The sequence below is a fragment of the Streptomyces sp. S4.7 genome, from assembly GCF_010384365.1.
GTDB lineage: Bacteria > Actinomycetota > Actinomycetes > Streptomycetales > Streptomycetaceae > Streptomyces.
On record NZ_CP048397.1, the window covers coordinates 3,419,661 to 3,443,435 of the forward strand.

The window sequence follows — 23,775 nt, forward strand, 5'->3', positions numbered from 1 at the left end:
GCGGTGGCGCCGGGCGCCGCTGATCCACTTAACGTGCAGGTCATGACACCCGCATCGCACCAGCACCAGCACCAGCACGCCGACGCCGACCACGACCACGACCACGACCAGGCTGAGATCCTCGACCTCGACGCGGAAGTACTCGCCGAGCACACCACGTCCATCACCGCGTGGCTGCCCGTCGAGGCGGCCCCCCGCCACATCGTGGACCTGGGCAGCGGGACCGGAGCCGGCACTCTCGCACTGCTCAGGCGCTTCCCCGGCGCCGAGGTGACCGCCGTCGACACATCCGCCGCCCATCTGCACCGTCTCCTGGAGAAGGCCGAGGCGGAAGGGGTGGCGGGCCAGGTGCGTACCGTTCAGGCCGATCTCGACACCCGCTGGCCCGACCTCGGCACGCCCGATCTCGTCTGGGCGTCGGCCTCCATGCACCACATGGCCGACCCCGACCGCGTCCTGCGCCAGGTGCACGGCACGCTCGCGCCGGGCGGGCTGTTCGCGGTCGTCGAACTGGCGGGCTTCCCGCGATTCCTGCCGGCCGACGCCCCGGCGGAGCGGCCCGGCCTTGAGGAGCGCTGCCATTCCGCACTCGACCGCCACCATGCCGAGCACATGCCGCACCGCGGCGCCGACTGGGGGCCCAAACTGGCCGCCGCCGGCTTCACCGTCGAGGGCGAACGCACCATCACCGTGAACCTCGGCCCGCCGCACACCGAGGCGGTCGGCCGCTACGCCCTCAGCAGCCTGCGCCGCATCCGCGGCGGCGTCGCCGAGACGCTGGCGGCCGAGGACCTGGCCGCTCTCGATCAACTGCTCGACGCCGACGGCCCGTACGGCATTGTGCGCCGCGACGACCTGACGGTCCGCACCGAGCGCACGGTATGGGCGGCACGGGCAGGGCACGTCTGAGCGGCATGACCGGCTCGACGGACGAGTCCGCTCGCCCAATACTGTTGCATCACTCCCAATCATTCCCTTCAGGGATCGAGAAAGGGTCAAGGAAGGTAACTTGAGGTACTCTTCATACCCATGGAGAGCGGAGAGCGCGAGCTGTACTCGGTCGGTGAGGTCGCCGAGTTGCTGGGGCTGCATGTGCGGACCGTGCGGAACTATGTCCGTGAGGGGCGGCTCAAGGCCGTGCGGATCGGCAAGCAGTACCGGATCAGCCGGGCGGACTTCGAGGCGCTGACCGGTCCCCCGGAGCCGGAGACCGGGGAATCGGCGGCGGCGGACGTTCCGCGCGGGCGGCACATGGAGGTGTCGAGCATCGTGCAGATCGACTCGGTCGGCCCGGACGCCGCGAGCCGGCTGAGCACCTTCCTCACGGCGAGCGCCCAGTCCGGGCGGGGCCGGTCCGGGCCGGGCCGGGCGCACTCCTTGCGCATCCAGACCGTCTACGACCAGGAGCGGGCCCGTATGAAGATCGTGATCCTCGGCGGCGCCGCCGAGACCGCCGACCTGCTGAACCTGGTCGACAGTGTGCTCGGGCCGGGCAACGACCTGCTGCCCACCGAAGGATGGGAGACCGGCCGTGCCTGATCTTCTCGTGGAGCACCACGGCGTACAGGTACTGGTCTGCGACGCGGACGGCGCCACGATCGCCACCGAGCAGGACGCGCTCGACCATCTCGTCGGCGCCGCCTTCCAGGGCGCGGAGCTGGTCGCGGTCCCGGCCGGGCGGTTCGACGACCGTTTCTACGACCTCAGCAGCGGTGTCGCCGGCGGGATCCTGCAGAAGCTGGCCAACTACCGGCTCCGGCTGGCCGTTGTCGGCGACATCTCGCACCACCTGGGGACCGGCACCGCGCTGCGCGACCTCGTACGGGAGGCGAACCGGGGGCGGGACGTCTGGTTCGTGTCCGACCTCGACGAACTCACGGCGCGGCTCGGCTCCCGCCGCTGAGCAGGACCCGGGTCCGTCGCCGGGGTCGGTCGCGTAAATCCGGTGCCCTCAAGGCTGTCGTGGCGGTAGCTTCCGGCGGATGACCACCACCCCGTCCAACGACGAACTCATCGCCACCGCCCAGGCCGTACTGCATCCGCGGACCGTGGGTGACCGGCTCTTCGGCGACGTGGCGGCCACGCTGGTCACCGAGGCGGGCAATCAGTACTCGGGCGTGTGCATCGACACCGGTTCGGGCACCGGTTTCTGCGCGGAGCACGCGGCCATCGCCGCCATGGTCACCGCCCGCGAGTACCGGATCGCGAAGGTGGTGGCCGTCTGGCGCGGCGACGAGGGTGTCCTGCACGTACTGCCACCGTGCGGCCGCTGCCGTGAGTTCATCCGCCAGATCGATCAGGCGAACATCGACACCGAAGTGGTCCTGGGCCGCGGCAGATCGGCAAGTCTGCGAGAACTGCTGCCCGTTCACGAATGGCCCGCCCCACTGGACTGATCCGCGCCGGGCCGGCCCCGGAAAAACGGAGGGCGGCGGGACGGATGAACCGTCCCGCCGCCCTCCGTCAGGGAGTAGCGGTGACTACTTGACGACCGTGATCCGGTCGGTCGCCGGCGGCGCCAGCGGCGCCGTCGCCGTGGAGTTCGCCGCCAGGTAGGCGTTGAACAGGTCCAGGTCGGACGCGCCGACCAGCTTGTTCGTGCCCTGGCCGAGGACCGGGAAGCCGTCGCCGCCGCCGCCGAGGAACTCGTTCATCGCGACGCGGTACGTCTTGGCCGGGTCCAGGGCCACGCCGTCCAGCTTCACCGAGTCGGTGACGATCCGGGCGGCGCCCGTCTTGGTCATGTCCAGGGTGTAGGTGAAGCCCTTCGAGACCTGGAGGATCTTCGGGGACGCCTCGTTCGCGCCGCTGACCTGCTGCTGGAGCGCGGTGAGGAGCTGCGCGCCGGTGAGGTCGACGACGTTCATCATGTTGGTGAACGGCTGCACGGTGAACGCCTCGCCGTACGTCACCACACCGTCGCCCTCGCCGCCGGACGCCGCGAACACGAGGTCGGCGCGGATACCGCCCGGGTTCATGAACGCGACCTGCGCGCCGCCCTTGTCGGCCGGGGCCAGACCCGCGAGCTGCGCGTCGGCGATGACGTTGCCGAGCGGCTTCTCCGGCGCGGTGGAGCCGCGGCCGTTGATGTCGGTGGAGATGAAGCCCTGCGGGGCGCCCGCGATCGGCGCGGCGGTCTTGTTCCAGCGCGCGATCAGGTCGGTCATGTCCTGGGCCTTGGCCTGGTCACGGCTGACGACGTGGTTGGCCGACTTCACGCTCGTACGGACGATGTCCTTGGTCCGCAGGTCGTAGGTGAGCGTGGTGTCCGTGTAGACCTTGCCGAAGGACGAAGCCGAGGTCACCATGCGGTCGTTGCCGGCCGGGTCGGGGACGGTGCACGCGTACGCCTGGTGCGTGTGGCCCGTCACCAGCGCGTCGACCTTGGGTGTGATGCCCTTGGCGATCTCGACGATCGGACCCGAGATGCCGTCACCGGGGCCGGGGCTGTCGCAGTCGTAGTTGTACGAGTCGGAGGCCGGGGCCCCGCCCTCGTGGACGAGCGCGACGATCGACTTGACGCCCTGGCGGTCCAGTTCCTTGGCGTACTTGTTGACGGTCTCGATCTCGTCGTGGAACTTCAGGCCCTTGACGCCCTCGGCGGTGACGATGTTCGGGGTGCCCTCCAGGGTCACGCCGATGAAGCCGACCTTGACGCCCTTCTTCTTCCAGACGGTGTAGGGCTTGAGGACCGGCTTCCCGGTCTTCTCGTACGTGGCGTTGGCCGCCAGGTAGGGGAAGTCGGCGCCCTTGAACTTCTTGCCCTTCTCGAAGCAGCCCTCCGTCGGGTGACAGCCACCCTTCTGAAGGCGGGTCAGCTCGGCGGAGCCCTCGTCGAACTCGTGGTTGCCCACGGCCGAGACGTCGAGGTCGATCTTGTTGAGCGCCTCGATGGTGGGCTCGTCGTGGAACAGCCCGGACAGCAGCGGGCTGGCGCCGACCATGTCACCGGCCGCGGCGGTGACGGAGTACGGGTTGCCCTTGCGCGCGGTGCGCAGCGAGGAGGCGAGGTACTCGACACCACCGGCGGGGACGGCCTTGACGGTGCCGTCGGCCTGGATCTCGTTCACATTGCCCGCGGACCCGGCCGGCGGCTCCAGGTTCCCGTGCAGGTCGTTGAAGGACAGCAGCTGGACATCGACGGTGCGGGGCTTGGGGTGCCCGTGCCCGTGTCCGTGACCCTGCGCCCCGGCGGAGGGCGCGGCGGCGGCGAGTGCGCCCAGTGTGGCAAGTCCGGCTACGGCGGCGAGCACCCGCCGGGCCGCGCGATTCTTCTGCGGTGTCGCTGACATCGGTCCCCTTGTTGCTTCCGCTTGTAAGTTCCGTATGAGGAGGAACAGCTGCGAGCGGCAGCCTAGAGTCCACGCGCGTAGAGCAACAGGGGTGTACTGGTTACGACCTGGTTGCCAATGTCCGTCAAGGGGTGGACTGCGCGTATCACCCGTACGGCGGACACAACCGGACGGAGCCGATGGGCCGACAGACCGTTGGCCGAGTGCTCCTGGGGCCACATCGTGACCCACCCCCGGGACGGACACCCACCGCCCTTGAATGTGGAATCCGGAAGCCGGGCGAACTCGTGGGTGCGCCGTACCCTCGGTGCATGACTGATACGGCAGCCCTCGACCCGGGCCGGCAGATCGAGACCCTCGACGAGATCAACCCCGAGCAGGCGCGGGCCGTACTCGCGCTGCTCGACGACGCGGCCCGTTCCGACGGTGTGCAAGCGGTGTCCGAGCAGGGGCGGTTGCAGTTGCGCGGGGGGCCGAGGGCCGGGGTGCGGCATTTTCTGCTGACCGTCGGTGGGGAGTTGCTCGGGTACGCCCAGCTGGAGGACACCGATCCCGTCGAGGCGCCGGCCGCCGAGCTGGTCGTGCACCCGTCGCACCGGGGACGTGGGCACGGGCGCGCCCTCGGGGCCGCGTTGCTCGCCGCTTCCGGGAAGCGGCTGCGGGTGTGGGCGCACGGCGGCAAGTCCGCCGCCCGGCATCTGGCGCAGGTGCTCGGGCTGAGCATGTTCCGGGAACTGCGGCAGTTGCGGCGGCCGTTGGAGCCGCTGGACATCCCCGAGCCGGTCCTGCCCGACGGCGTCACCGTGCGTACCTTCGTGCCCGGCCGGGACGACGCCGCCTGGCTCGCCGTCAACGCCGCCGCCTTCGCACACCACCCCGAGCAGGGCGGACTCACGCAGCGCGATCTCGACGACCGCGAGGCGGAGCCGTGGTTCGACCCGAAGGGCTTCTTCCTGGCCGAGCGGGAGGGCGGGCTCGTGGGCTTCCACTGGACCAAGGTGCACGCCGCCGAACAGCTCGGCGAGGTGTACGTCGTCGGCATCAGCCCCGACGCGCGGGGCGGCGGACTCGGCAAGGCGCTCACCGCGATCGGGCTGCGGCACCTGGCGTCGCTGGGCCTGCCGACCGCGATGCTCTACGTCGACGCGGACAACACGGCCGCGGTGACGGTCTACGAGCGCCTGGGCTTCGTGACGCACGAGGTGGACCTCATGTACCGCACGGAGTCGTAGCGCGGCGGCCAAGCACCCCGAGGGGCGGTGAAGTTGACACCGCCCCTTCTTCACCCCATGCTTTCACTACTTCCCTAGTGAAAGGGTGCTTGCGGGTGATCGAATACCGCATCGACCGGCGCAGCGGTGTCGCCACATACCTCCAGATCGTCCAGCAGACCAAACAGGCCCTCCGCCTCGGCCTGCTGGAGCCCGGCGACAGACTGCCCACGGCACGCGAGGTCGTGGAAGCCACGGCCATCAATCCCAACACCGTCCTCAAGGCCTACCGCGAACTGGAGCGCGAGGGCCTGGCCGAAGGACGCCGCGGGCTGGGGACCTTCGTAAGCGGCACCCTCGGCGGCGGCGCCGCCGACAGCCCGCTGCGGGCCGAACTCCGCGCCGAACTCACCACCTGGGTCGAACGGGCCCGCACCGGAGGGCTGGAGAGGGACGACCTGTCCGCCCTCTTCGACTCCGTCCTCGCGGAACTCGCGGACCGCTTCACGGAGCCGACCGGCACAGGCGCCACGACCGGCGCCACGACCGGCACCGCCACCAGCAGCACGACCAGCACCACGACCAAGGGGGAATACTCATGACAGCCGCGGCGATCGAGGCGGCCGGCCTCGGCAAGCGCTACGGGAAACGGCGCGGCTGGGCCCTGCGCGAGTGTTCCTTCCGGGTGCCCGCCGGCCGTATCTGCGCCCTCGTCGGGCCCAACGGCGCGGGCAAGTCCACCCTGCTCGCCCAGGCGGCGGGACTGCTCCCGGCCACCGAGGGCGGCGTCCGGGTCCTCGGCGAGCACCCGGCCGACGTCCGCGACCGGATCGCGTACGTCGCCCAGGACAAGCCCCTCTACGGGCAGTTGACGATCCGCGACACCCTGCGCATGGGCGACGAACTCAACCCCGGCCGGTGGGACGCCGACGCCGCCGAGCGGATTGTCACCGAGGGACGGCTCGACCTCGGCGTACGCGTCCGTACGCTCTCCGGCGGCCAGCGCACCCGGGTCGCCCTCGCGCTCGCCCTCGGCAAGCGGCCCGAACTCATGCTGCTGGACGAGCCGATGGCCGACCTCGACCCGCTCGCCCGCCATCAGCTCATGGGCACGCTCATGGCGGAGGCCGCCACGCACGGCACCACCGTCGTGATCTCGTCGCACATCCTCACCGAACTGGAAGGCACCTGCGACTATCTGCTGCTCCTCGACGACGGCCGGATCCGGCTCGGCGGCGAGACCGAGGACCTGCTGACCGCGCACCGGCTGATCACCGGCCCCGTACGCGGCCTGGCCCCGCACACGGTCGTGGACACCCGCACCACCGGCCGCCAGATCACCGCGCTGATCCGCCCCGACGGACCGGTCGGCCACGACTGGCAGACCGTGGAACCTTCCCTGGAGGAACTGTTGCTCGCCCACCTGCGCTCCCCGGGCGCGCCCGTGCTGCTGACGCCGAGCGCGGAGTTGAGCACCCTCCGCACCCTCGCCGCCGAGGTGACGGCATGAACTCCCTGACACCGCGCGGCCCGGCCTGGGTCGCGGTACGCCAGCACCGCCCCGCGCTGTGGACGGCGCTGCTCCTCACGGTGCTCACCGTCGGCTGCGTGGTCGCGGCCCGTGTCTGGGTCGGCTCGGCCGGGGTGGTGGTGAGCTGCGGCAAGGGGTGTGAGATGAGTACGACGGCGAGCGGCTGGTTCCGCTGGGCGGAGAACTACGTCGGGCACGCCGCCGTCCTGCTGCCGCTCGTCGTCGCGGCGTTCACCGCGGGTCCGCTGATCGCCCGTGAACTGGAATCGGGCATGTACCGACTGGCATGGACCCAGTCGGTGTCGCCCGCCCGCTGGCTCGCCGTGCGACTCGCCGGCGCCGCCGCTGTCGCCACGGCGGGCGCCGTCCTCCTGACCGTCACTCTCCGCTGGAGCAGGTCCTACAGCCAGGAAGACGCGTTCCTGTCCATGGCCCGGTCCTGGAGCGGTCGTGAGGTCTACCCCGCCCTGGGAGCGACCGTTGTCGGCTATGTCCTGCTGGCGGTCGCCGTCGGCGCGCTCGCGGCCGTACTCCTGCGCCGCACCCTCCTGGCGATCGCCGTCGGCGTGGCCGCCACGGGGGGAGTCTCGCTGTTCTTCGCCTGGGTGCGGCCCCACCTGTGGCCGGTCGTCAAGGCAGAGGGGGGCGCGGGGACGAGCCCCTTCACGGCGTCGTCCGAGCCCTGGATCGTACGAGAAGGCGTCGTCCTCGCCGACGGCGGCCGGATGACCTACAAGCAGTGCCTGGACATGGGTTTCTCGAAGTCGCCGTGCGACCCGGGCAGCACCCCCACGGCCGTCACACGCTTCTACGAGTACCACCCCGCCTCGCACTTCTGGCCCCTCCAGCTCGTCGAGACCGGCATCGTGCTCGTGCTGGCCGCCGCGTGCGTCTTCGCCGCGTTCAAGGTATTGGGGCGGCGGCACGGCTGACTCCGGGGTATACGCACGGGGTCCCGTCCGCCGCAGGGGGGCGGACGGGACCCCGTGCGTCGCGGCCGACCCCGTCCGTTCATCTGTACGTTCACCTCGCACAACCGTGCGCCGGCGCCCGTGGGGCCCGGCGCCCGACCCCGTGGAGCCCCGCCCCGCTTCCCTGCACGTCATGTCGCCGTTACCGGCCATTCAGACGGGGTTGCGACCCTCTCGGAATGCAGCCCGCTGTGCCCCCCACGCCGAACGGCAGGTTCCGTCTCGCCCCCGCCGGCTCCGACGCGCCTGTCCTGCCTTCCGCGCGGAACAATGGAGGTATGAGCCAGCAGCCTGCCGAGAGCCCGGTCCACCCGCAGCCGTCCGTCGGGTCCATCGCCGCACACCGGCCGCACACCGTCGCCGCCGCGGTCTCCGATCTGGAGCCCGACCTCGACGCCGACCTCGACTCGTACGACCAGGACGGCGACGCGGACGGCGGCGAGCTGCCCCAGGGCCGCTTCCTCGACCGCGAACGCAGCTGGCTCGCCTTCAACGAACGCGTGCTGGAACTGGCCGAGGACCCGGCCACCCCGCTACTCGAACGGGCGAACTTCCTCGCCATCTTCGCGTCCAACCTCGACGAGTTCTTCATGGTCCGCGTCGCGGGCCTGAAGCGCCGGATAGCGACCGGCGTCGCCACCCGATCGGCCTCAGGGCTCCAGCCCCGCGAAGTGCTCGACCTGATCTGGACCCGGTCGCGGGAGATCATGGCGCGGCACGCCGCCTGCTTCCAGCAGGACGTCTCCCCCGCGCTCGCCGACGAGGGCATCCATCTGATCCGCTGGGGCGATCTCACGGAGAAGGAGCAGGCCCGCCTGTTCACCCTGTTCCGGCAGCAGATCTTCCCCGTCCTGACGCCCCTGGCCGTGGACCCCGCGCACCCCTTCCCGTACATCTCGGGTCTCTCCCTCAACCTCGCGGTCGTCGTCCGCAACCCCGTCAGCGGCCACCGGCACTTCGCCCGCGTCAAGGTGCCGCCTCTGCTGACGCGCTTCCTGGAGGCGTCCCCGCAGCGGTACGTACCCCTGGAGGACGTCATCGCGGCGCACCTGGAGGAGCTGTTCCCCGGGATGGAGGTCCTGGCGCACCACATGTTCCGGGTCACCCGCAACGAGGACCTGGAGGTGGAGGAGGACGACGCGGAGAACCTCCTCAAGGCGCTGGAGAAGGAACTCATGCGGCGCCGCTTCGGCCCGCCGGTGCGCCTGGAGGTCGAGGAGTCGATCGACCCGTACGTGCTCGACCTGCTGGTCCGCGAGCTGAAGGTCTCCGACGCCGAGGTCTATCCGCTGCCGGGGCCGCTGGATCTGACCGGTCTGTTCGGGATAGCCGCGCTCGACCGGCCGGAGCTGAAGTTCCCCAAGTTCATCGCGGGCACGCACCGCGACCTCGCGGAGGTGGAGTCGGCGTCGGCGCCGGACGTCTTCGCGGCGCTGCGGGAGCGCGACGTACTGCTGCACCACCCTTACGACTCGTTCTCCACCTCCGTCCAGGCGTTCCTGGAGCAGGCCGCGGGCGACCCCGACGTGCTGGCGATCAAGCAGACGCTGTACCGGACCTCCGGCGACTCCCCCATAGTCGACGCGCTGATCGACGCCGCCGAGTCGGGCAAGCAGGTCCTGGTCCTCGTCGAGATCAAGGCACGCTTCGACGAGCAGGCCAACATCAAGTGGGCGCGCAAGCTCGAAGAGGCCGGCTGCCATGTCGTGTACGGGCTGGTCGGGCTCAAGACGCACTGCAAGCTCTCGCTCGTGGTCCGGCAGGAGGGCGAGGCCCTGCGCCGCTACAGCCACGTCGGCACCGGCAACTACCACCCGAAGACGGCACGGCTCTACGAGGACCTGGGCCTGCTCACGGCGGACCCGCACGTCGGGGCGGACCTCTCCGACCTCTTCAACCGGCTGTCGGGATACTCGCGGCGCGAGACGTACCGCAGGCTGCTCGTCGCGCCCAAGTCGCTGCGCGACGGGCTGATCACGCGCATAAACAAGGAAGCGGCACACCACCGTTCGGGGCGCCCGGCGTATGTACGCATCAAGGTCAACTCGATGGTCGACGAAGCGGTCATCGACGCGTGCTACCGCGCGGCGCAGGCGGGCGTACCGGTGGACATCTGGGTGCGGGGCATCTGCGCCGTACGCCCCGGCGTGCACGGCCTGTCGGAGAACATCCGGGTGCGCTCCATCCTCGGGCGCTTCCTCGAACACTCGCGGATCTTCGCCTTCGGCAACGGCGGCGAGCCCGAGGTGTGGTTCGGCAGCGCCGACATGATGCACCGCAACCTCGACCGTCGTATCGAGGCCCTGGTACGGGTCACCGACCCGGCGCACCGCGCCTCCATCAGCAGGCTTCTGGAGACCGGCATGGCGGACACCACCGCGTCCTGGCACCTGGGCGGCGACGGCAACTGGACCCGGCACTCCGTCGACGCGGACGGGCAGCCGCTCAGGCACGTACAGGAAATGCTCATTGACGCCCGGAGGCGCCGGCGTGCAGCACCATGAAGCAGAGACCGCCGGCTCGGTCGGTACGGCACATCCCGGCCGTGCCGCCGACCGTCCCGCCCACCCCGACGACGCCTTCGAGGCGACCGCGGGGCAGGTGCTCGCCGGGTATCTGAACGCCCGCTGCGCGGACTTCCTGCGCAGTCTGCGGCTGTACGGGGAGAGCGGCTCGGACACCGCGGCGGCGGCGGAGGCCGCGTCGGCGCTGCGCTGTTCGGCGCGGCGCATCGGGGGCACGCTGCACACGTTCCGGGTGCTGCTGGACCCGGCGTGGGCGGACCAGCTCCGGACGGAACTGGGCTGGCTGTCGGGCACACTCGCGCAGGAGTACGCGTGCACGGCGCGGCTGCACCGGCTGGTGTCGGCGCTGGGGCGGCTGTCGGGACCGGGCCCGGCGCCGGGGTCCGGGCCGGTGCCGACCGCCCGCAGCGGTGAGGGCGCGTCGGCGGCGACGGCGGGTGCGCTGACCGTCGGGGCGTCGCGCGCCGGGGCGCTGCTGGAGCGGCAGTTGACGCTCGCGCGCACGCGGTCGCACTCGGCGGCGCTCCAGGCCCTCGGCTCGTCCCGCTTCCACGCGGTGGCCGACGCCGTCGCCGTCCTGGCGTCCGAGGTACCGCTGGCGCCGGTCGCGGGCGCGCCCGCCGCCGAGATCCTGGCGGCGCCCCGGAGCGCGGCCGAACGCAGGCTGCTCGACGCGGTGTCCGCGCTGCCACTGGCGCGCGCCGCGCACCCGTACAACGCGGAGGCCCTGGTCCACGGCCTGGCCACCCCCTCCGACGGCGAGGCCCAGGACGCCCCGTGGCACCAGGTGCGGCTGCTGCTCAGACTGCACCGGTACGCCCAGGAGGTCCGGCGGAGCGGCGGCTCCCCGGACCCGGTGCTCGCCGAGGCGGGCCGCGCCCTGGACCGCCACCGCGAAGCGGCCGAGGCCGCGGCGGCCTCGGCGAACGCGGCCCGCACCCCGCGGATCGCCCCGGCGACGGCGTACGCGCTCGGCGTGCTGCACGCGGACCAGCGCCTCGAAGTGGAGGCGGCGCGCTACGAGTTCCAGCGGATCTGGCAGCGGACGGCGGTGAGCGCACCATGAGCGAGAGCACCGGCGCCCGTGCACGCACGGTCCTCGCGGCGGGGTGCGTGCTCTGGCGCAGGTCGCCCCACTCGGCCGACGGCACGGAGATCTGCCTGGTCCACAGGCCGAAGTACGACGACTGGTCCCACCCGAAGGGCAAACTGAAGCACGCGGAGGACGCCCTCGCGGGGGCACTGCGCGAGGTCCTGGAGGAGACGGGTCACCACTGCTCCCCCGGCGCGCGGCTCGGCACGGTCAGCTACCTCGTCAACGGCCGCCCCAAGGAGGTCGTCTACTGGGCGGCGGAAGCGACGGACGGCGCCTTCGAGCCGAACGACGAGGTGGACCGCGTCCTGTGGCTTCCCCCGCCCACGGCCCGCACCCGTCTGACCCAGCCCCGCGACCGCCTCCTGATCGACGCTCTTCTGGACTCACTGCCCGTGAAGAGCGCGCCGGAGTCATGACGCGCGCCCCTCACGGTCAGTTCCCGACCTCCTCCACGGAGGTCGGACCCAGCTGCTCGGCACTCGCGTACTCGGGCATCGTCATGGGCTTGTCGAACAGGAAGAACGACTGGTTCGTCCCGACCGTGAACTCGATGTACGCGCCGGTCGTGGCGTCGAAGCCGTAGTACGCGTTGCACATCGAGCCCGCCGAGTACACGCCGTCCATGCCCGGCAGCGCCACGACCACCTTGCCGGTGGACGAGCGCGGCGCTCCTGGGCGGCCTTGGAGTTGTAATCGTTGATCGACTCGATCCTCGACGCCGTCAGCGCCATGAGGGACTGGTCGATCTGCGTCTTCCGGGCCGCCGAGGCGGCCCCCCGCTGCTGCTTGAGCGCCTCGATCGTCCCCTCGGCGTTCTGCGCGGCCTCGCACAGATCGAAGAACTCCTGGTAGGTCGACTGCCGGAACGCACCGGACCCGACGGTGTTCTCCCGCTCCTCGGCCGCCCCCCGGAACGGCGCGGTGATCCAGCCCGCGCCCCCGAGGACGAACGTGGCGGTCACACCCACAATCGCCGGCGCGACGATCCCACCGATGATCCACTTGCTGACACGCACGCCCTCTCGCGCAACCCCCATCACCTTCCCTCTTCCACTCGACCGACGACCCACACCGGAGCCGGGCCCCGCCACCCACCCCCGTCGGCTGCGGAGCCTCGGCGCCGGGTCCTTCGAGTGTGAGCGCTCCTCAACGACCCGCCCATGGGAGGAAGTTGGAAGCCGGATGTAATTGCGCCCGCCGACCGCCGACCGCTAAGCGAGCGCCGGCCACGGCTCCGGAGGCGAGGAGGTGAAGAACCGGAGGATGCCGAGCAGCCGCGAGGCCGGGGGCGCCGTCCAGTGGCGTTCGCCCGGCACCGGGGCGGGGTCGCGCAGGCGGGCGAGGGCCCAGCCGAGGTGGTGGCGCAGGACGCGGGCCTCCCAGGCGTACGGGGCGTCGCGCCCGCCCCCGTCCCCGCCGCCGCCCTCCCGGTAGCCGTCGAGCATCGCCGGGACGCCCCGCAGCGGCGTCTTGGCGAACTCGACCGCCGGGTCCGCCCACATCGCGTCGCCCCAGTCGACGATCCCCGTGAGCGCGAGCCTCCCCCGTCCCGGCCCGGCCACTGGACTCACCAGCAGGTTCTGCGGCGCGATGTCGCCGTGCACCAGGACGCGCGGCAAGGCGCCGGGGATCCGTTCCGCGAGGCGGTCGAACCAGCCGCGCAGCCAGCGCGCCGCCTCCGCGTCGAGCATGCCGTCCCCCAGCAGGCCGTCGACCAGCCGGTGCGGGGCGCCGGCGTCGGGGTCGTACTCCACCGGAACACCGGTCAGCTCCCCCACGACCTCAGGAGTCAGCGCGTGCAGCCGCGTCAGCTCGCGCCCCACCTCCCGGAAGACGTCCCCCGCGCCCGCGCCGATCCCGTCGTGACCCGCGAGGTCCGCGAGGTCCGTGCCCGGCACGCGCTCCAGCACCATGTACGGCACGTCCGCGTCCGTACGGCTGTCGTCGAAGGTCACGAGCGCCGGCGTACGCACCCCGGCGGCCCGCGCGACCGGGATGACCGCCGCCTCCTTCACCAGGTCGGCGACGAAGGCCTCCGTACGCGGAACTCGCAGCACCAGGTCCGGACCGAGGAGATACGCCCGGTTCGCGACCCCCGACGCCATCGGGCGCACTTTCTCGGCCGGCACGCCGTGTCGGGCGCCGATCGCGGCCGGAGCCGCACCAGGCTGTCCGTCACGGTTCACCTCCCGTTCACTCCCATCCGTCAGCCACTTCACCTGATCTGCCTAATTTCGGCCTTACACGGTGACCGGCACACCGCCGGGCCCACCACCTCGACGCACGCCGCCGTAGAAGTGCGCATACCCGCACACAGGCGGCTTCTGGAAGGAACACCCGAAGTGAAGCTTCAGCGCAAGAACCGGCTGCGCGCCACCGCGCTCGGTGCTCTCGCCGTCTCCGGCGCCCTGGTTCTCACGGCGTGCGGCTCGGACGACAACACGGAGAGCACCGGCTCCGGCGACAAGACAGCCGCCGCCGCCTCGAACATCAAGTGTGACGACGCCAAGGGCCAGGTCCTTGCCGCCGGATCGAGCGCCCAGAAGAACGCGATGGACCTCTGGGTCAAGAACTTCCAGCAGGCCTGTTCGGGCATCGAGATCAACTACCAGCCGATCGGTTCCGGCGGTGGCATCACCAAGTTCACGCAGGGCCAGGTCGCCTTCGCGGGCTCCGACTCCGCCCTGAAGCCCGAGGAAGTCACCGCCTCGGAGAAGATCTGCAAGGGCGGCAAGGGCATCAACCTCCCGATGGTCGGCGGCCCCGTCGCCATCGGCTTCAACGTGCCCGGCGTCGACAGCCTCGTCCTGGACGCCCAGACCCTCGCCAAGATCTTCGACTCGAAGATCAAGAAGTGGGACGACAAGGCGATCGCCGACCTCAACCCCGACGCCAAGCTGCCGAGCACCGCGATCCAGGCGTTCCACCGCTCGGACGAGTCGGGCACGACGCAGAACCTGAACAAGTACCTGAAGGCCGCCGCCCCGGCCGAGTGGAACTACGACGACAGCTCGAAGTCGTGGGAGGCCAAGGGCGGCCAGGCCGCCAGCGGCTCCTCCGGCGTCGCCTCCAGCGTCAAGGACACCGAAGGCGCCATCGGCTACTTCGAGCTCTCCTACGCGACCGCCGGCGACCTGACCACGGTCAAGGTCGACACCGGCGCCGGCGACCCGGTCGAGGCCACCACGGAGAACGCCTCCAAGGCCATCGCCGCCGCCAAGGTCAAGGGCACCGGCAACGACCTGGCCCTGGAGCTCGACTACGCCACCAAGGCCGAGGGTGCCTACCCGATCATCCTGGTGACGTACGAGATCGCCTGCGACAAGGGCAACAAGGCCGAGACCCTGCCCAGCGTCAAGGCGTTCCTCAACTACACCGTCAGCGACGAGGGCCAGAAGGTCCTGAGCGAGGCCGGCTACGCGCCGCTCCCGACCGAGATCGCGGCCAAGGTCCGCGAGATCGTTCCCACCCTGTCCTGACCCCCGGACGTGGCCGGTCCCGCCGAGCGGGACCGGCCACGTCTTCCGGTGCACCGCCGCCAGGAGCCGTCACCCGGCTCCGCAGACCGGAGAAACGATGGATACAGCAAGCGCAACCACGAACGCCCCTCCACCCCCACCGCTCGAGGACCAGGGCGCGCCCAAGGGGAAGAAGCAGCCCGGCGACCGGATCTTCCTGGGCCTGTCCCGGGGTTCCGGCATCACATTGCTGGTCATCATGGCCGCGATCGCCGCGTTCCTCACCTATCGCGCGATGCTCGCGATCTCCAAGGACGAGACGAACTTCCTCACGACCTTCGAGTGGAACCCGCAGGGCGACCCGCGGTCCTTCGGTATCGCCGTACTCGCCTTCGGCACCGTGGTCAGCTCGATCATCGCCATGGTGATAGCCGTCCCGGTCGCCATCGGCATCGCGCTCTTCATCTCGCACTTCGCGCCCCGCAGGCTCGCCGCCCCGATCGCCTACCTGGTCGACCTGCTGGCAGCCGTACCGAGCATCATCTACGGCCTGTGGGGCGCCGTCTTCCTCGTCCCGTACCTCGACGGCCTCAACAAGTGGCTGAACGAGTACTTCGCCTGGACGTACATCTTCGAGAAGACGAACGAAGGAGTCGCCCGCAACCTGTTCACCGTGGGCATCCTGCTGGCGATCATGATCCTCCCCATCATCACCAACGTCATCCGCGAGGTCTTCCTCCAGTCGCCGAAGATGCACGAAGAGGCCGCACTGGCCCTCGGTGCCACGCGCTGGGAAGTCATCCGGATGTCGGTCCTGCCGTTCGGCCGCTCCGGCATCATCAGCGCCTCGATGCTCGGCCTCGGACGCGCGCTGGGCGAGACGATGGCCGTCGCCGTCGTCCTGTCGCCGAGCTTCCTCTTCTCGGGCCATCTGCTCGACGCGGGCGGCGGCACCTTCGCGCAGAACATCGCCGCGAAGTTCAACGAGGCCGACGGCTTCGGCCGCGACGCCCTGATCGCCTCCGGCCTGGTCCTCTTCGTCATCACACTGCTGGTCAACGGCGCGGCCCGCGCGATCATCGCCCGCCGCAAGGAGTACTCGGGGGCCAACGCATGAGCCACACGCTGCAGGACGAGCGGCCCGCGGTCGCCGAGCCCCGGGGCTCGCTCTCGCACGCGCGCATGCCGCGCTGGGCCCCCGCGGCCATCGCCGCCGGCTCCCTGGCGCTGGGCTGGCTGATCGGCGAGACGGCGGGACTGGAGAGCAAGGCCCAGTGGGCCCTGCTCGCCGCGCTGATCTTCATCGGCGGTACGTATCTGATCACCGCCAAGGTCGAAGGCAGCCGCCAGGGCAAGAACCAGGTCGCGACCAGCCTCGTCTGGGTCTGCTTCGTCCTGGCCGTCATCCCGCTGCTCTCGCTGGCCTGGACCACCGTCAGCAAGGGCGCGTCGGTCGTCGACGGGTACTTCCTGAGCCACTCGATGAGCGGACTCCTCGACACGGACGAGGGCGGCGGCATCTACCACGCGCTGCTCGGCACCATCGAGCAGGTCGCCATCGCCGCCGTGATCGCCACCCCGATCGGTCTGCTGACCGCCGTCTACCTCGTCGAGTACGGGCGCGGGAAGCTCGCCCGCGCCGTCACCTTCTTCGTGGACGTGATGACCGGCATCCCGTCGATCGTCGCCGGTCTTTTCATCCTGGCGACGTGGAACCTGATGCTCGGCTTCGGCCCGTCCGGATTCGCCGGCGCCCTGGCGCTCTCGATCCTGATGATGCCGGTGATCGTCCGCTCCACCGAGGAGATGCTGAAGCTCGTCCCGAACGAACTGCGCGAGGCATCGCTGGCGCTGGGCGTGCCCCAGTGGCGCACGATCCTCAAGGTGGTCCTGCCGACCGCGATCGGCGGCATCACCACCGGCGTGATGCTCGCGATCGCGCGCATCACCGGTGAGACCGCGCCCGTGCTGCTGCTCGTCTTCGGTACGAAGCTCATCAACCCGAACCCGTTCGAAGGCGCCCAGTCGTCACTGCCGCTGTACGTGTACGAGCAGTACGCGGTCGGCACCAGCGCCTCGGTCGAGCGCGCCTGGGGCGCGGCACTCGTCCTGATCGTCTTCGTCATGCTCCTCAACCTGGTGGCGCGCGGCATCGCCCGCTGGAAGGCCCCCAAGACCGGCCGCTGAGGCCCCGAAATCCGGCTCCGCCGAGCGGGGTCACGCAGAAAGCAGTGATTGAAGATGGCCAAGCGAATCGACGTCAGCGGCCTGACCGCGTACTACGGCAACCACCGGGCGATCGACGACATCTCCATGACCGTCGAGCCCCGCTCCGTGACGGCCTTCATCGGCCCGTCCGGCTGCGGCAAGTCCACGTTCCTCCGCACCCTCAACCGTATGCACGAGGTCACGCCCGGTGGCCGCGTCGAGGGCAAGGTCCTGCTGGACGACGAGAACCTGTACGGCGCCAATGTCGACCCGGTCGCGGTGCGCCGCACGGTCGGCATGGTCTTCCAGCGGCCCAACCCGTTCCCGACCATGTCGATCTTCGACAACGTCGCGGCCGGCCTGCGGCTCAACGGCAAGTACCGCAAGAACGAGCTGGCGGACGTCGTCGAGAAGTCCCTCAAGGGCGCCAACCTCTGGAACGAGGTCAAGGACCGCCTCAACAAGCCCGGTTCCGGCCTCTCCGGCGGCCAGCAGCAGCGACTGTGCATCGCCCGCGCGATCGCGGTGCAGCCTGACGTCCTGCTGATGGACGAGCCGTGCTCGGCGCTCGACCCGATTTCCACGCTCGCGATCGAGGACCTGATCGGCCAGCTCAAGGAGCGCTTCACGATCGTCATCGTGACGCACAACATGCAGCAGGCGGCGCGGGTCTCCGACCGTACGGCCTTCTTCAACCTGTCGGCCGTGGGCCAGCCCGGCAAGCTCATCGAAATAGACGAGACGGAGCGGATCTTCGCCAACCCGTCCGTACAGGCGACCGAGGACTACATCTCCGGCCGCTTCGGATAGGCCTCGGCGCCCCAAGCCGTCCTGCGGTGCTGCATGGCGGTGCCACCGCAAGGCGAAGGGCCCGCCCCCTCTCCCAGGGGGCGGGCCCACTCTTGTGTCCTTGGTGTCCTAGGTGTCCGGCGGGTCGGGCTCAGCCGAAGGCCAGATTCACAATCCAACTGTGCCGCCCCGGGGGACAACCCCCGGACCCCCGGCCGAAAAACCGGGCCCCACCGGCCCCGGCCTCAGCCGAAGGCCAGATTCACAATCCAGAAGCTGACCGCCGCGACGAGCGCCGCCGCCGGCATCGTGATGAACCAGCCCAGGATGATGTTCTTCGCCACACCCCACCGCACCGCGTTCACCCGCTTCGTCGCGCCGACGCCCATGATCGCCGAGGTGATGACGTGTGTCGTCGAGATCGGCGCGTGGAAGATGAACGCCGAGCCGAACATGATCGACGCGCCCGTCGTCTCCGCCGCGAACCCCTGCGGCGGATCCAGCTCGATGATCTTGCGGCCCAGCGTCCGCATGATGCGCCAGCCGCCCGCGTACGTACCGAGCGAGAGCATCACCGCGCAGGCGATCTTCACCCAGATCGGGATCTCGTCGCCCTGACCCTCGACATCGGCGATGACCAGCGCCATCACCACGATGCCCATCGTCTTCTGCGCGTCCTGGAGTCCGTGCCCGAGCGCCATGCCGGCCGCCGAGACCGTCTGCGCTATCCGGAATCCGCGCTTGGCCTTGTGCGGGTTGGAGTGCCGGAACATCCACATGATGCCGACCATCACCAGATAGCCGATGACCAGGCCGACGATCGGCGACAGGAACATCGGGATGACGATCTTCTCCAGCACCCCGGTCCAGATCACCTCGGTCCCGCCGGCGAGCGCCGCGCCCACCATGCCGCCGAAGAGCGCGTGCGACGAGGAGGACGGCAGGCCGTAGTACCAGGTGACCAGGTTCCAGACGATCGCCCCGACGAGCGCGGCGAAGAGGATCCCCATCCCTCGCTGCCCGTGCGGCGTGGCGATCAGCCCTTCGCTGACGGTCTTGGCGACCCCTTGGCCGAGAAACGCCCCTGCGAGATTCATCACCGCGGCCATCGCCAGCGCGGCGCGCGGCGTCAGCGCCCGCGTTGACACCGATGTCGCGATGGCGTTCGCGGAGTCGTGGAAGCCGTTGGTGTACGTGAAGCCGAGCGCGACTCCGATGGTCACGATCAGGGCAAAGGTGTCCACGTGGTTCAGGACTCCTTGACCGCGATCGTCTCCACCGTGTTCGCGACGTGCTCGAACGCGTCGGCGGCCTCCTCGAGCACGTCCACGATCTGCTTGAGCTTCAGGACTTCCATGGCGTCGTACTTACCGTTGAAGAGCTGGGCGAGCAGCTTGCGGTGGATCTGGTCGGCCTGGTTCTCCAGGCGGTTGACCTCGATCCAGTACTCGGTGAGGTTGTCCATCGTGCGCAGGTGCGGCATCGCCTCGGCGGTCAGCTCCGCCGCCCGGGCCAGCACCTCGATCTGCTGCTCGACGCCCTTGGGCAGCTCCTCGACCTGGTAGAGGACGACCAGGTCGACGGCCTCCTCCATGAAGTCCATGATGTCGTCGAGGGACGAGGCGAGGTTGTAGATGTCCTCGCGGTCGAACGGTGTGATGAACGAGGAGTTCAGCTGGTGGAAGATGGCGTGCGTGGCATCGTCCCCCGCGTGCTCCGCCGCGCGCATCCGTTCCGCGATCTCGGCTCTCGCGGAGGAATCCGCTCCGAGCAGTTCCATGAGGAGCTTGGAGCCCGTGACGATGTTGTCCGCTGACGCGGCGAACATGTCGTAGAAGCTCGTCTCCCTGGGGGTCAGACGAAAGCGCACGGGGGATCCTCGGTTTACATCGGGTTCGGTCAGGCTGATGCTAAGCGCATCATCCGGCCACGGCTAACCGGCGTCCATCAGTGTGCTGCATGGGACACGACGATCATGACGTGCCCCTGCCCGTACGCGCGCGACTGGGTACCATATACCTACCTGGGGTATTTACTACCCTTTCGGACATCCATCACGAACACCCCCACCAGGAGGACGCCATGACGACCACCGAGGCGGCCGGCGCGGCGACCGGCGACGCCACCTCCGGCCCGGCCACGGCGGCCACCACCGTCGGCGACGAGATCGTCACCGATCACGACCGCGGTGTGCACGGCTACCACAAGCAGAAGGACGAGCACCTCAAGCGGCTGCGCCGGATCGAGGGCCAGATCCGCGGACTCCAGCGGCTCGTCGACGAGGACGTCTACTGCATCGACATACTCACGCAGGTCTCGGCCTCCACGAAGGCGCTCCAGTCCTTCGCGCTCCAACTGCTGGAGGAGCATCTGCGGCACTGCGTCGCGGACGCGGCGGTCAAGGGCGGCGACGAGATCGACGACAAGGTGCAGGAAGCAACGAAGGCGATCGCGCGCCTGCTGCGTACCTGACGGGCGGGCGGGGCGCCGGGCGGTCCGGCCGACGGGCGGGCCACGGCCCGCGCCACCCGGCCCAGTGCGCACGCCGGCACTCAAGCTCAAGCTCAGCGGCAGGACGATCTCTCGCCGCGCTCCACGCCCACCTTCAGCACTTCGTCGATCCGGTCCGGGCTGAGCCGTTCACCGTCCGCGGCCGACGCCGCGATCATCAGCTCTCCGCAGAGTTCGATCTCGGCGAGGGCCACGTGGTCCTGGACGGTCGGCGTGCGCAACAGAGCCACGTGCGTTCACCTCTTCCTGCCGGTGTCGTCTTCCTGGCGGTGTCGACTGCCGACTTCCTAGGGTATGGAGGGTGAGACGTGGCGCGCATGGCACGTCCGGACCATTTACACCTTGATCTTCCCGGTGAAGATCTGGTCCTTCGGGGGGAGCCGTACCCCGACGGCGACCCCGAACTCGTACAGCAGCGTGGTCGAGGCGACGGCCACCGTACGGCCTTGATTCGGGTAGCTGAACTGGTGCCGGACCTTGCGGAGCCGCCCCTCCTCGTCCAGATAGGCATCGAACGGCACGACGTCGTCCGCGAACCCCCGCGCCGCCGCGGCCAGCGCCTCGCGCGCGTACGGCGCCGCCTGCTTCGCCGCCCGCCCGATGTCGGTGACACCCCGGTAGTGCGAGACGCGCACGCCGGCCAGCTCCTGCTCTCCGACGTGGACCACGTCCTTCGCCGCGCGCAGCAGTTCGGCGGCGGTCAGCGGATCGGTCGCCCCGCCGGTGACCAGATTGCCGTCCGCGAGGGTGGTCGAGTCGAGCATGACCCACTTGTCCTCGGGCACCCCGGCGCCCCGGTTCTTCATGTACAGGGTCGAGGGCGCCAGCAGCTCCGCGATCGGCCGGTGTTCGTCCGCGCCGGCCGGGTCCTTCGGCAGTACGACCGAGAGCCGCCCCATCCGCTTCCGGAAGTCGTAACCGCCTTCGCCCCTGATGGTGACGCGCGTCCCGCCGGTCGCCATCACCAGCGAGGTCCGCGCCTTGGAGCTGCCCGCCTCGGCCAGTACGTCCGCGGCCCCGCGCACCGCCGCCGGATCACCTAGGGGCCGGTCGTCGGCCATGGCTCCCTCGCTTCCGGAACAACCGGTGCTCGTGGCCACGACCCCCGCCGCCGTCACGGCGGCGGCGACCATCGCCACGCCCCTGCGCCTGTGTTGCCGCACCACCATCGCCTGCCAACCCCAACGCCCAGCCGTTGCTTGTCCGAGAGCCCGCCCTGCCCCCATAACGACGTCTCGCGCGCGTCGTCACGCGCCACCCCTACCGGTGGGCGAACGCGCGAGTACGGTGGGAAGGTGCGCGACCAAGAGACCTCGGACCCGCCCACCGCCCCCCACGACCCCCGCGACTCGCTCGCTCCCCCCGTCTCTCCCGTCCCTCACCTCGCGTCGACCGTCGAGCGTGGCTCGTTCTCGCTGGCCCGCTGCACCTGCGGCTGGTCGGGACCAGCCAGACGTTCCCGCGACCGGGCGAGGACGGACGCCGCGTCCCATCAGGCGGCAGACTGACGTTCACCGACGTCACCCCGACGTCGCCGACGCGGGAGAGGGCGGGGGATCCGATGGAGCGGCGCACACTGCTGACCGGCGCGCTGGCCGTGGGCACGGTGGGCGCGGTGAGCGCGTGCACGGGCGACGGCGGTGGCGACGGAAAGGGGAACGGGTCCCCGGACTCCCCCGCGAGCCCCTCGCGTGACAGCCCGTCCGCCGCCCCGTCCGCCCCGTCCGCCCCTGCCCCCGGGCCGGCGGACTGGGGCGCGCTCGCCGAAGGGCTGGACGGCCGGCTCATACGGCCCGGGGACGGCGACTACGCGACCGCCCGCCAGCTCTACAACACGCGCTTCGACGATCTGAAACCGGCGGCCGTCGCGTACGTCGCGGGCGAGGACGACATCAGGGAATGCCTGGCCTTCGCCAGGAGGCACGGCACCCCCGTCTCGATCCGCAACGGCGGCCATTGCTACGCGGGCTGGTCCAGCGGCAACGGCCGCCTCGTCATCGACGTCTCCTCGCTCGACGGAGTCGGCGACGCCGCCTCGGACGGTGTGATCGGCGCGGGCGCCAAGCTCGTCGACGTCTACGGCGCGCTCTCCCCGAAGGGCCGTACGATCCCCGGCGGTTCCTGCGCCACCGTCGGCATCTCCGGACTCACCCTCGGCGGGGGTCACGGGGTCGTCTCCCGCGCGTACGGTCTGACCTGCGACAGCCTCACCTCGGCGACCGTCGTCACGGCCGACGGCAAGGTGCTCACCGCGGACGCAGAGAGGAACAAGGACCTCTTCTGGGCCCTGCGGGGAGCGGGCAACGGCAACTTCGGCGTCGTCACCGGGCTCCGCTTCCGTACCCACCCCGCCTCGACCGGCGTCGCCGCGAACCTCAACTGGCCGTGGTCCAGGGCCCGCTCCCTGCTCGCGGCCTGGCAGGAGTGGGGCCCCGACCAGCCGGACGAGATCTGGTCCTCGTTCCACGCCGCGGTCGGCGCGGGCGGCGGCGCCGACCCGACGGTCTCGATCTCCGCGTTCACACTCGGCACCGAGGGCGACCTCAAGAACGCCGTCGACAGGCTCGCCGACCGCGTGGGCGCCTCGGCGAGCCTCGTCTCGCTGCGCCCTGGCGGCTACCAGGAGGCGATGCTCGCGTACGCCGGCTGCGCCGGACTGAGCGACGACCGGTGCCGGCTGCCCGGCACGACACCGGGCCGCGGGAAGAACGGCGCGCTCCAGCGCGAGACGTACGCCGCGGCCTCGGACTTCTTCGACCGGTCACTGCCGTCGGCGGGCATCGGCACCCTGCTGTCCGCCGTGGAGGACTTCAGCCGGATCACGGTGGCCGACGGCGCGGGATCGGGCACGATCACGCTCACCGCGCTCGGCGGCGCGATCAACCGCGTGGACCCGCTCGCGACGGCCTTCGTGCACCGCGGCTCCCGGATGCTCGCGCAGTACGTGGCGTCGTGGCGCCCCGGCACGCCCGGCACGGAGCAGCGGGCATGGCTGAGGAACAGCCGGGGCGGGCTGCGGAGGCACGCGTCCGGGGCGGCGTACCAGAACTACACCGACCCCGCGCTGTCGGACTGGCGCACGGCGTACTACGGCCCGGCGGCGGGACGGCTGAAGGCCCTGAAGGCGCGCTACGACCCGCAGCGGATGTTCGACTTCCCACAGGCGCTGTAGGGCCGCGCGCG

25 protein-coding genes and 1 pseudogene are annotated in these 23,775 nt (G+C 70.6%); 19 read left to right on the top strand and 7 right to left on the bottom strand.

All coding sequences use genetic code 11. From position 1 onward, the window contains the following. Window positions 1–42: 42 nt before the first annotated feature. The 4 genes from SSPS47_RS15030 to SSPS47_RS15045 all read left to right on the top strand — a co-directional run bounded on the left by SSPS47_RS15030 (window position 43) and on the right by SSPS47_RS15045 (window position 2,396). Window positions 43–909, top strand: coding sequence for a class I SAM-dependent methyltransferase (locus SSPS47_RS15030; protein ID WP_164251569.1), 867 nt, complete (start codon window positions 43–45; stop codon window positions 907–909). 120 nt (window positions 910–1,029) lie between these two features. After that, on the top strand, window positions 1,030–1,539 hold the full coding sequence (locus SSPS47_RS15035; RefSeq protein ID WP_164251570.1) for a helix-turn-helix domain-containing protein: 510 nt from the start codon (window positions 1,030–1,032) through the stop codon (window positions 1,537–1,539). Further along, window positions 1,532–1,903 carry a DUF4180 domain-containing protein gene (locus SSPS47_RS15040; protein WP_164251571.1) on the top strand — a complete coding sequence of 124 codons (372 nt, stop codon included), beginning with the start codon at window positions 1,532–1,534 and terminating at the stop codon, window positions 1,901–1,903. The genes SSPS47_RS15035 and SSPS47_RS15040 overlap by 8 nt, the downstream gene beginning before the upstream one ends. Window positions 1,904–1,982: 79 nt before the next feature. Further along, the gene (locus SSPS47_RS15045; RefSeq protein WP_164251572.1) at window positions 1,983–2,396 is read left to right on the top strand and encodes a cytidine deaminase; all 414 of its coding nucleotides are present in this window, start codon (window positions 1,983–1,985) and stop codon (window positions 2,394–2,396) included. Between the two features lie 84 nt (window positions 2,397–2,480). Here SSPS47_RS15045 and SSPS47_RS15050 read toward each other — a convergent pair whose 3' ends face one another. Next, window positions 2,481–4,292 (bottom strand): bifunctional metallophosphatase/5'-nucleotidase, encoded by a 1,812-nt coding sequence (locus tag SSPS47_RS15050; protein ID WP_164251573.1) that lies wholly within the window; start codon window positions 4,290–4,292, stop codon window positions 2,481–2,483. A gap of 311 nt (window positions 4,293–4,603) precedes the next feature. Between SSPS47_RS15050 and mshD the strand changes: the two genes are divergently transcribed. The 7 genes from mshD (at window position 4,604) to SSPS47_RS15085 (ending at window position 12,042) form a co-directional block, all read left to right on the top strand. After that, window positions 4,604–5,524 (top strand): mycothiol synthase, encoded by a 921-nt coding sequence (gene mshD, locus SSPS47_RS15055; RefSeq protein ID WP_164251574.1) that lies wholly within the window; start codon window positions 4,604–4,606, stop codon window positions 5,522–5,524. A 95-nt stretch (window positions 5,525–5,619) separates the two neighbouring features. Then, window positions 5,620–6,105 carry a GntR family transcriptional regulator gene (locus SSPS47_RS15060; RefSeq protein ID WP_164251575.1) on the top strand — a complete coding sequence of 162 codons (486 nt, stop codon included), beginning with the start codon at window positions 5,620–5,622 and terminating at the stop codon, window positions 6,103–6,105. Continuing rightward, a complete protein-coding gene (locus SSPS47_RS15065) occupies window positions 6,102–7,013 on the top strand; it encodes an ABC transporter ATP-binding protein (protein ID WP_164251576.1) in 912 nt (303 codons plus the stop codon). Before SSPS47_RS15060 ends, SSPS47_RS15065 begins: the two co-directional genes overlap by 4 nt. Beyond that, window positions 7,010–7,966: an ABC transporter permease gene (locus SSPS47_RS15070; RefSeq protein ID WP_164251577.1), complete on the top strand. Its 957-nt coding sequence runs from the start codon at window positions 7,010–7,012 to the stop codon at window positions 7,964–7,966. The genes SSPS47_RS15065 and SSPS47_RS15070 overlap by 4 nt, the downstream gene beginning before the upstream one ends. A gap of 317 nt (window positions 7,967–8,283) precedes the next feature. Further along, window positions 8,284–10,509 carry an RNA degradosome polyphosphate kinase gene (locus SSPS47_RS15075; RefSeq protein ID WP_164251578.1) on the top strand — a complete coding sequence of 742 codons (2,226 nt, stop codon included), beginning with the start codon at window positions 8,284–8,286 and terminating at the stop codon, window positions 10,507–10,509. A gap of 97 nt (window positions 10,510–10,606) precedes the next feature. Next, a complete protein-coding gene (locus SSPS47_RS15080) occupies window positions 10,607–11,596 on the top strand; it encodes a CHAD domain-containing protein (RefSeq protein WP_239065272.1) in 990 nt (329 codons plus the stop codon). Then, on the top strand, window positions 11,593–12,042 hold the full coding sequence (locus SSPS47_RS15085; RefSeq protein ID WP_164251580.1) for an NUDIX hydrolase: 450 nt from the start codon (window positions 11,593–11,595) through the stop codon (window positions 12,040–12,042). The genes SSPS47_RS15080 and SSPS47_RS15085 overlap by 4 nt, the downstream gene beginning before the upstream one ends. 16 nt (window positions 12,043–12,058) lie before the next feature. On the opposite strand, the pseudogene SSPS47_RS15090 reads toward SSPS47_RS15085, so the two are convergent. Continuing rightward, a pseudogene (locus tag SSPS47_RS15090) lies at window positions 12,059–12,268 on the bottom strand (hypothetical protein); the annotation flags it as partial. 54 nt (window positions 12,269–12,322) lie between these two features. Here SSPS47_RS15090 and SSPS47_RS15095 point away from each other — a divergent pair. After that, the gene (locus SSPS47_RS15095) at window positions 12,323–12,478 is read left to right on the top strand and encodes a hypothetical protein (RefSeq protein ID WP_164247419.1); all 156 of its coding nucleotides are present in this window, start codon (window positions 12,323–12,325) and stop codon (window positions 12,476–12,478) included. 359 nt (window positions 12,479–12,837) lie between these two features. On the opposite strand, the gene SSPS47_RS15100 is transcribed toward SSPS47_RS15095, so the two are convergent. After that, window positions 12,838–13,731 carry an aminoglycoside phosphotransferase family protein gene (locus tag SSPS47_RS15100; protein WP_164251581.1) on the bottom strand — a complete coding sequence of 298 codons (894 nt, stop codon included), beginning with the start codon at window positions 13,729–13,731 and terminating at the stop codon, window positions 12,838–12,840. Between the two features lie 237 nt (window positions 13,732–13,968). Here SSPS47_RS15100 and pstS point away from each other — a divergent pair, with 237 nt between their 5' ends. The 4 genes from pstS to pstB all read left to right on the top strand — a co-directional run bounded on the left by pstS (window position 13,969) and on the right by pstB (window position 18,102). Next, window positions 13,969–15,105 carry a phosphate ABC transporter substrate-binding protein PstS gene (gene pstS / locus SSPS47_RS15105; protein WP_164251582.1) on the top strand — a complete coding sequence of 379 codons (1,137 nt, stop codon included), beginning with the start codon at window positions 13,969–13,971 and terminating at the stop codon, window positions 15,103–15,105. Between the two features lie 97 nt (window positions 15,106–15,202). Next, window positions 15,203–16,201 (top strand): phosphate ABC transporter permease subunit PstC, encoded by a 999-nt coding sequence (pstC, locus tag SSPS47_RS15110; protein WP_164251583.1) that lies wholly within the window; start codon window positions 15,203–15,205, stop codon window positions 16,199–16,201. Continuing rightward, window positions 16,198–17,271 (top strand): phosphate ABC transporter permease PstA, encoded by a 1,074-nt coding sequence (pstA, locus tag SSPS47_RS15115; protein ID WP_164251584.1) that lies wholly within the window; start codon window positions 16,198–16,200, stop codon window positions 17,269–17,271. Before pstC ends, pstA begins: the two co-directional genes overlap by 4 nt. A 54-nt stretch (window positions 17,272–17,325) precedes the next feature. Then, window positions 17,326–18,102, top strand: a complete 777-nt coding sequence (pstB, locus tag SSPS47_RS15120; protein WP_078076465.1) for a phosphate ABC transporter ATP-binding protein PstB — start codon at window positions 17,326–17,328, stop codon at window positions 18,100–18,102. Between the two features lie 224 nt (window positions 18,103–18,326). Here pstB and SSPS47_RS15125 read toward each other — a convergent pair whose 3' ends face one another. Together SSPS47_RS15125 and SSPS47_RS15130 are read right to left on the bottom strand one after the other, a co-directional pair. Beyond that, on the bottom strand, window positions 18,327–19,325 hold the full coding sequence (locus SSPS47_RS15125) for an inorganic phosphate transporter (RefSeq protein WP_147876553.1): 999 nt from the start codon (window positions 19,323–19,325) through the stop codon (window positions 18,327–18,329). 5 nt (window positions 19,326–19,330) lie between these two features. Next, window positions 19,331–19,951, bottom strand: a complete 621-nt coding sequence (locus SSPS47_RS15130; protein WP_052582416.1) for a DUF47 family protein — start codon at window positions 19,949–19,951, stop codon at window positions 19,331–19,333. A gap of 212 nt (window positions 19,952–20,163) precedes the next feature. On the opposite strand from SSPS47_RS15130, the gene SSPS47_RS15135 reads away from it, so the two are divergent. Further along, window positions 20,164–20,553, top strand: a complete 390-nt coding sequence (locus tag SSPS47_RS15135; protein ID WP_147876552.1) for a metal-sensitive transcriptional regulator — start codon at window positions 20,164–20,166, stop codon at window positions 20,551–20,553. Window positions 20,554–20,645: 92 nt separating this feature from the next. Here the strand turns inward: SSPS47_RS15135 and SSPS47_RS34835 are convergent, their stop codons facing one another. Further along, the gene (locus tag SSPS47_RS34835) at window positions 20,646–20,822 is read right to left on the bottom strand and encodes a hypothetical protein (protein WP_187280242.1); all 177 of its coding nucleotides are present in this window, start codon (window positions 20,820–20,822) and stop codon (window positions 20,646–20,648) included. Window positions 20,823–20,927: 105 nt separating this feature from the next. After that, window positions 20,928–21,761 (bottom strand): hypothetical protein, encoded by an 834-nt coding sequence (locus SSPS47_RS15140; RefSeq protein ID WP_164251585.1) that lies wholly within the window; start codon window positions 21,759–21,761, stop codon window positions 20,928–20,930. A gap of 126 nt (window positions 21,762–21,887) precedes the next feature. On the opposite strand from SSPS47_RS15140, the gene SSPS47_RS35405 reads away from it, so the two are divergent. Then, complete coding sequence (locus tag SSPS47_RS35405; protein ID WP_147876550.1) at window positions 21,888–22,100, top strand: hypothetical protein; 213 nt, start codon at window positions 21,888–21,890, stop codon at window positions 22,098–22,100. Window positions 22,101–22,153: 53 nt separating this feature from the next. Then, entirely contained in the window at window positions 22,154–23,764 is a 1,611-nt protein-coding gene (locus SSPS47_RS15145) for an FAD-binding oxidoreductase (RefSeq protein ID WP_164251586.1), read from the top strand. The last annotated feature ends 11 nt before the right edge of the window (window positions 23,765–23,775 follow it).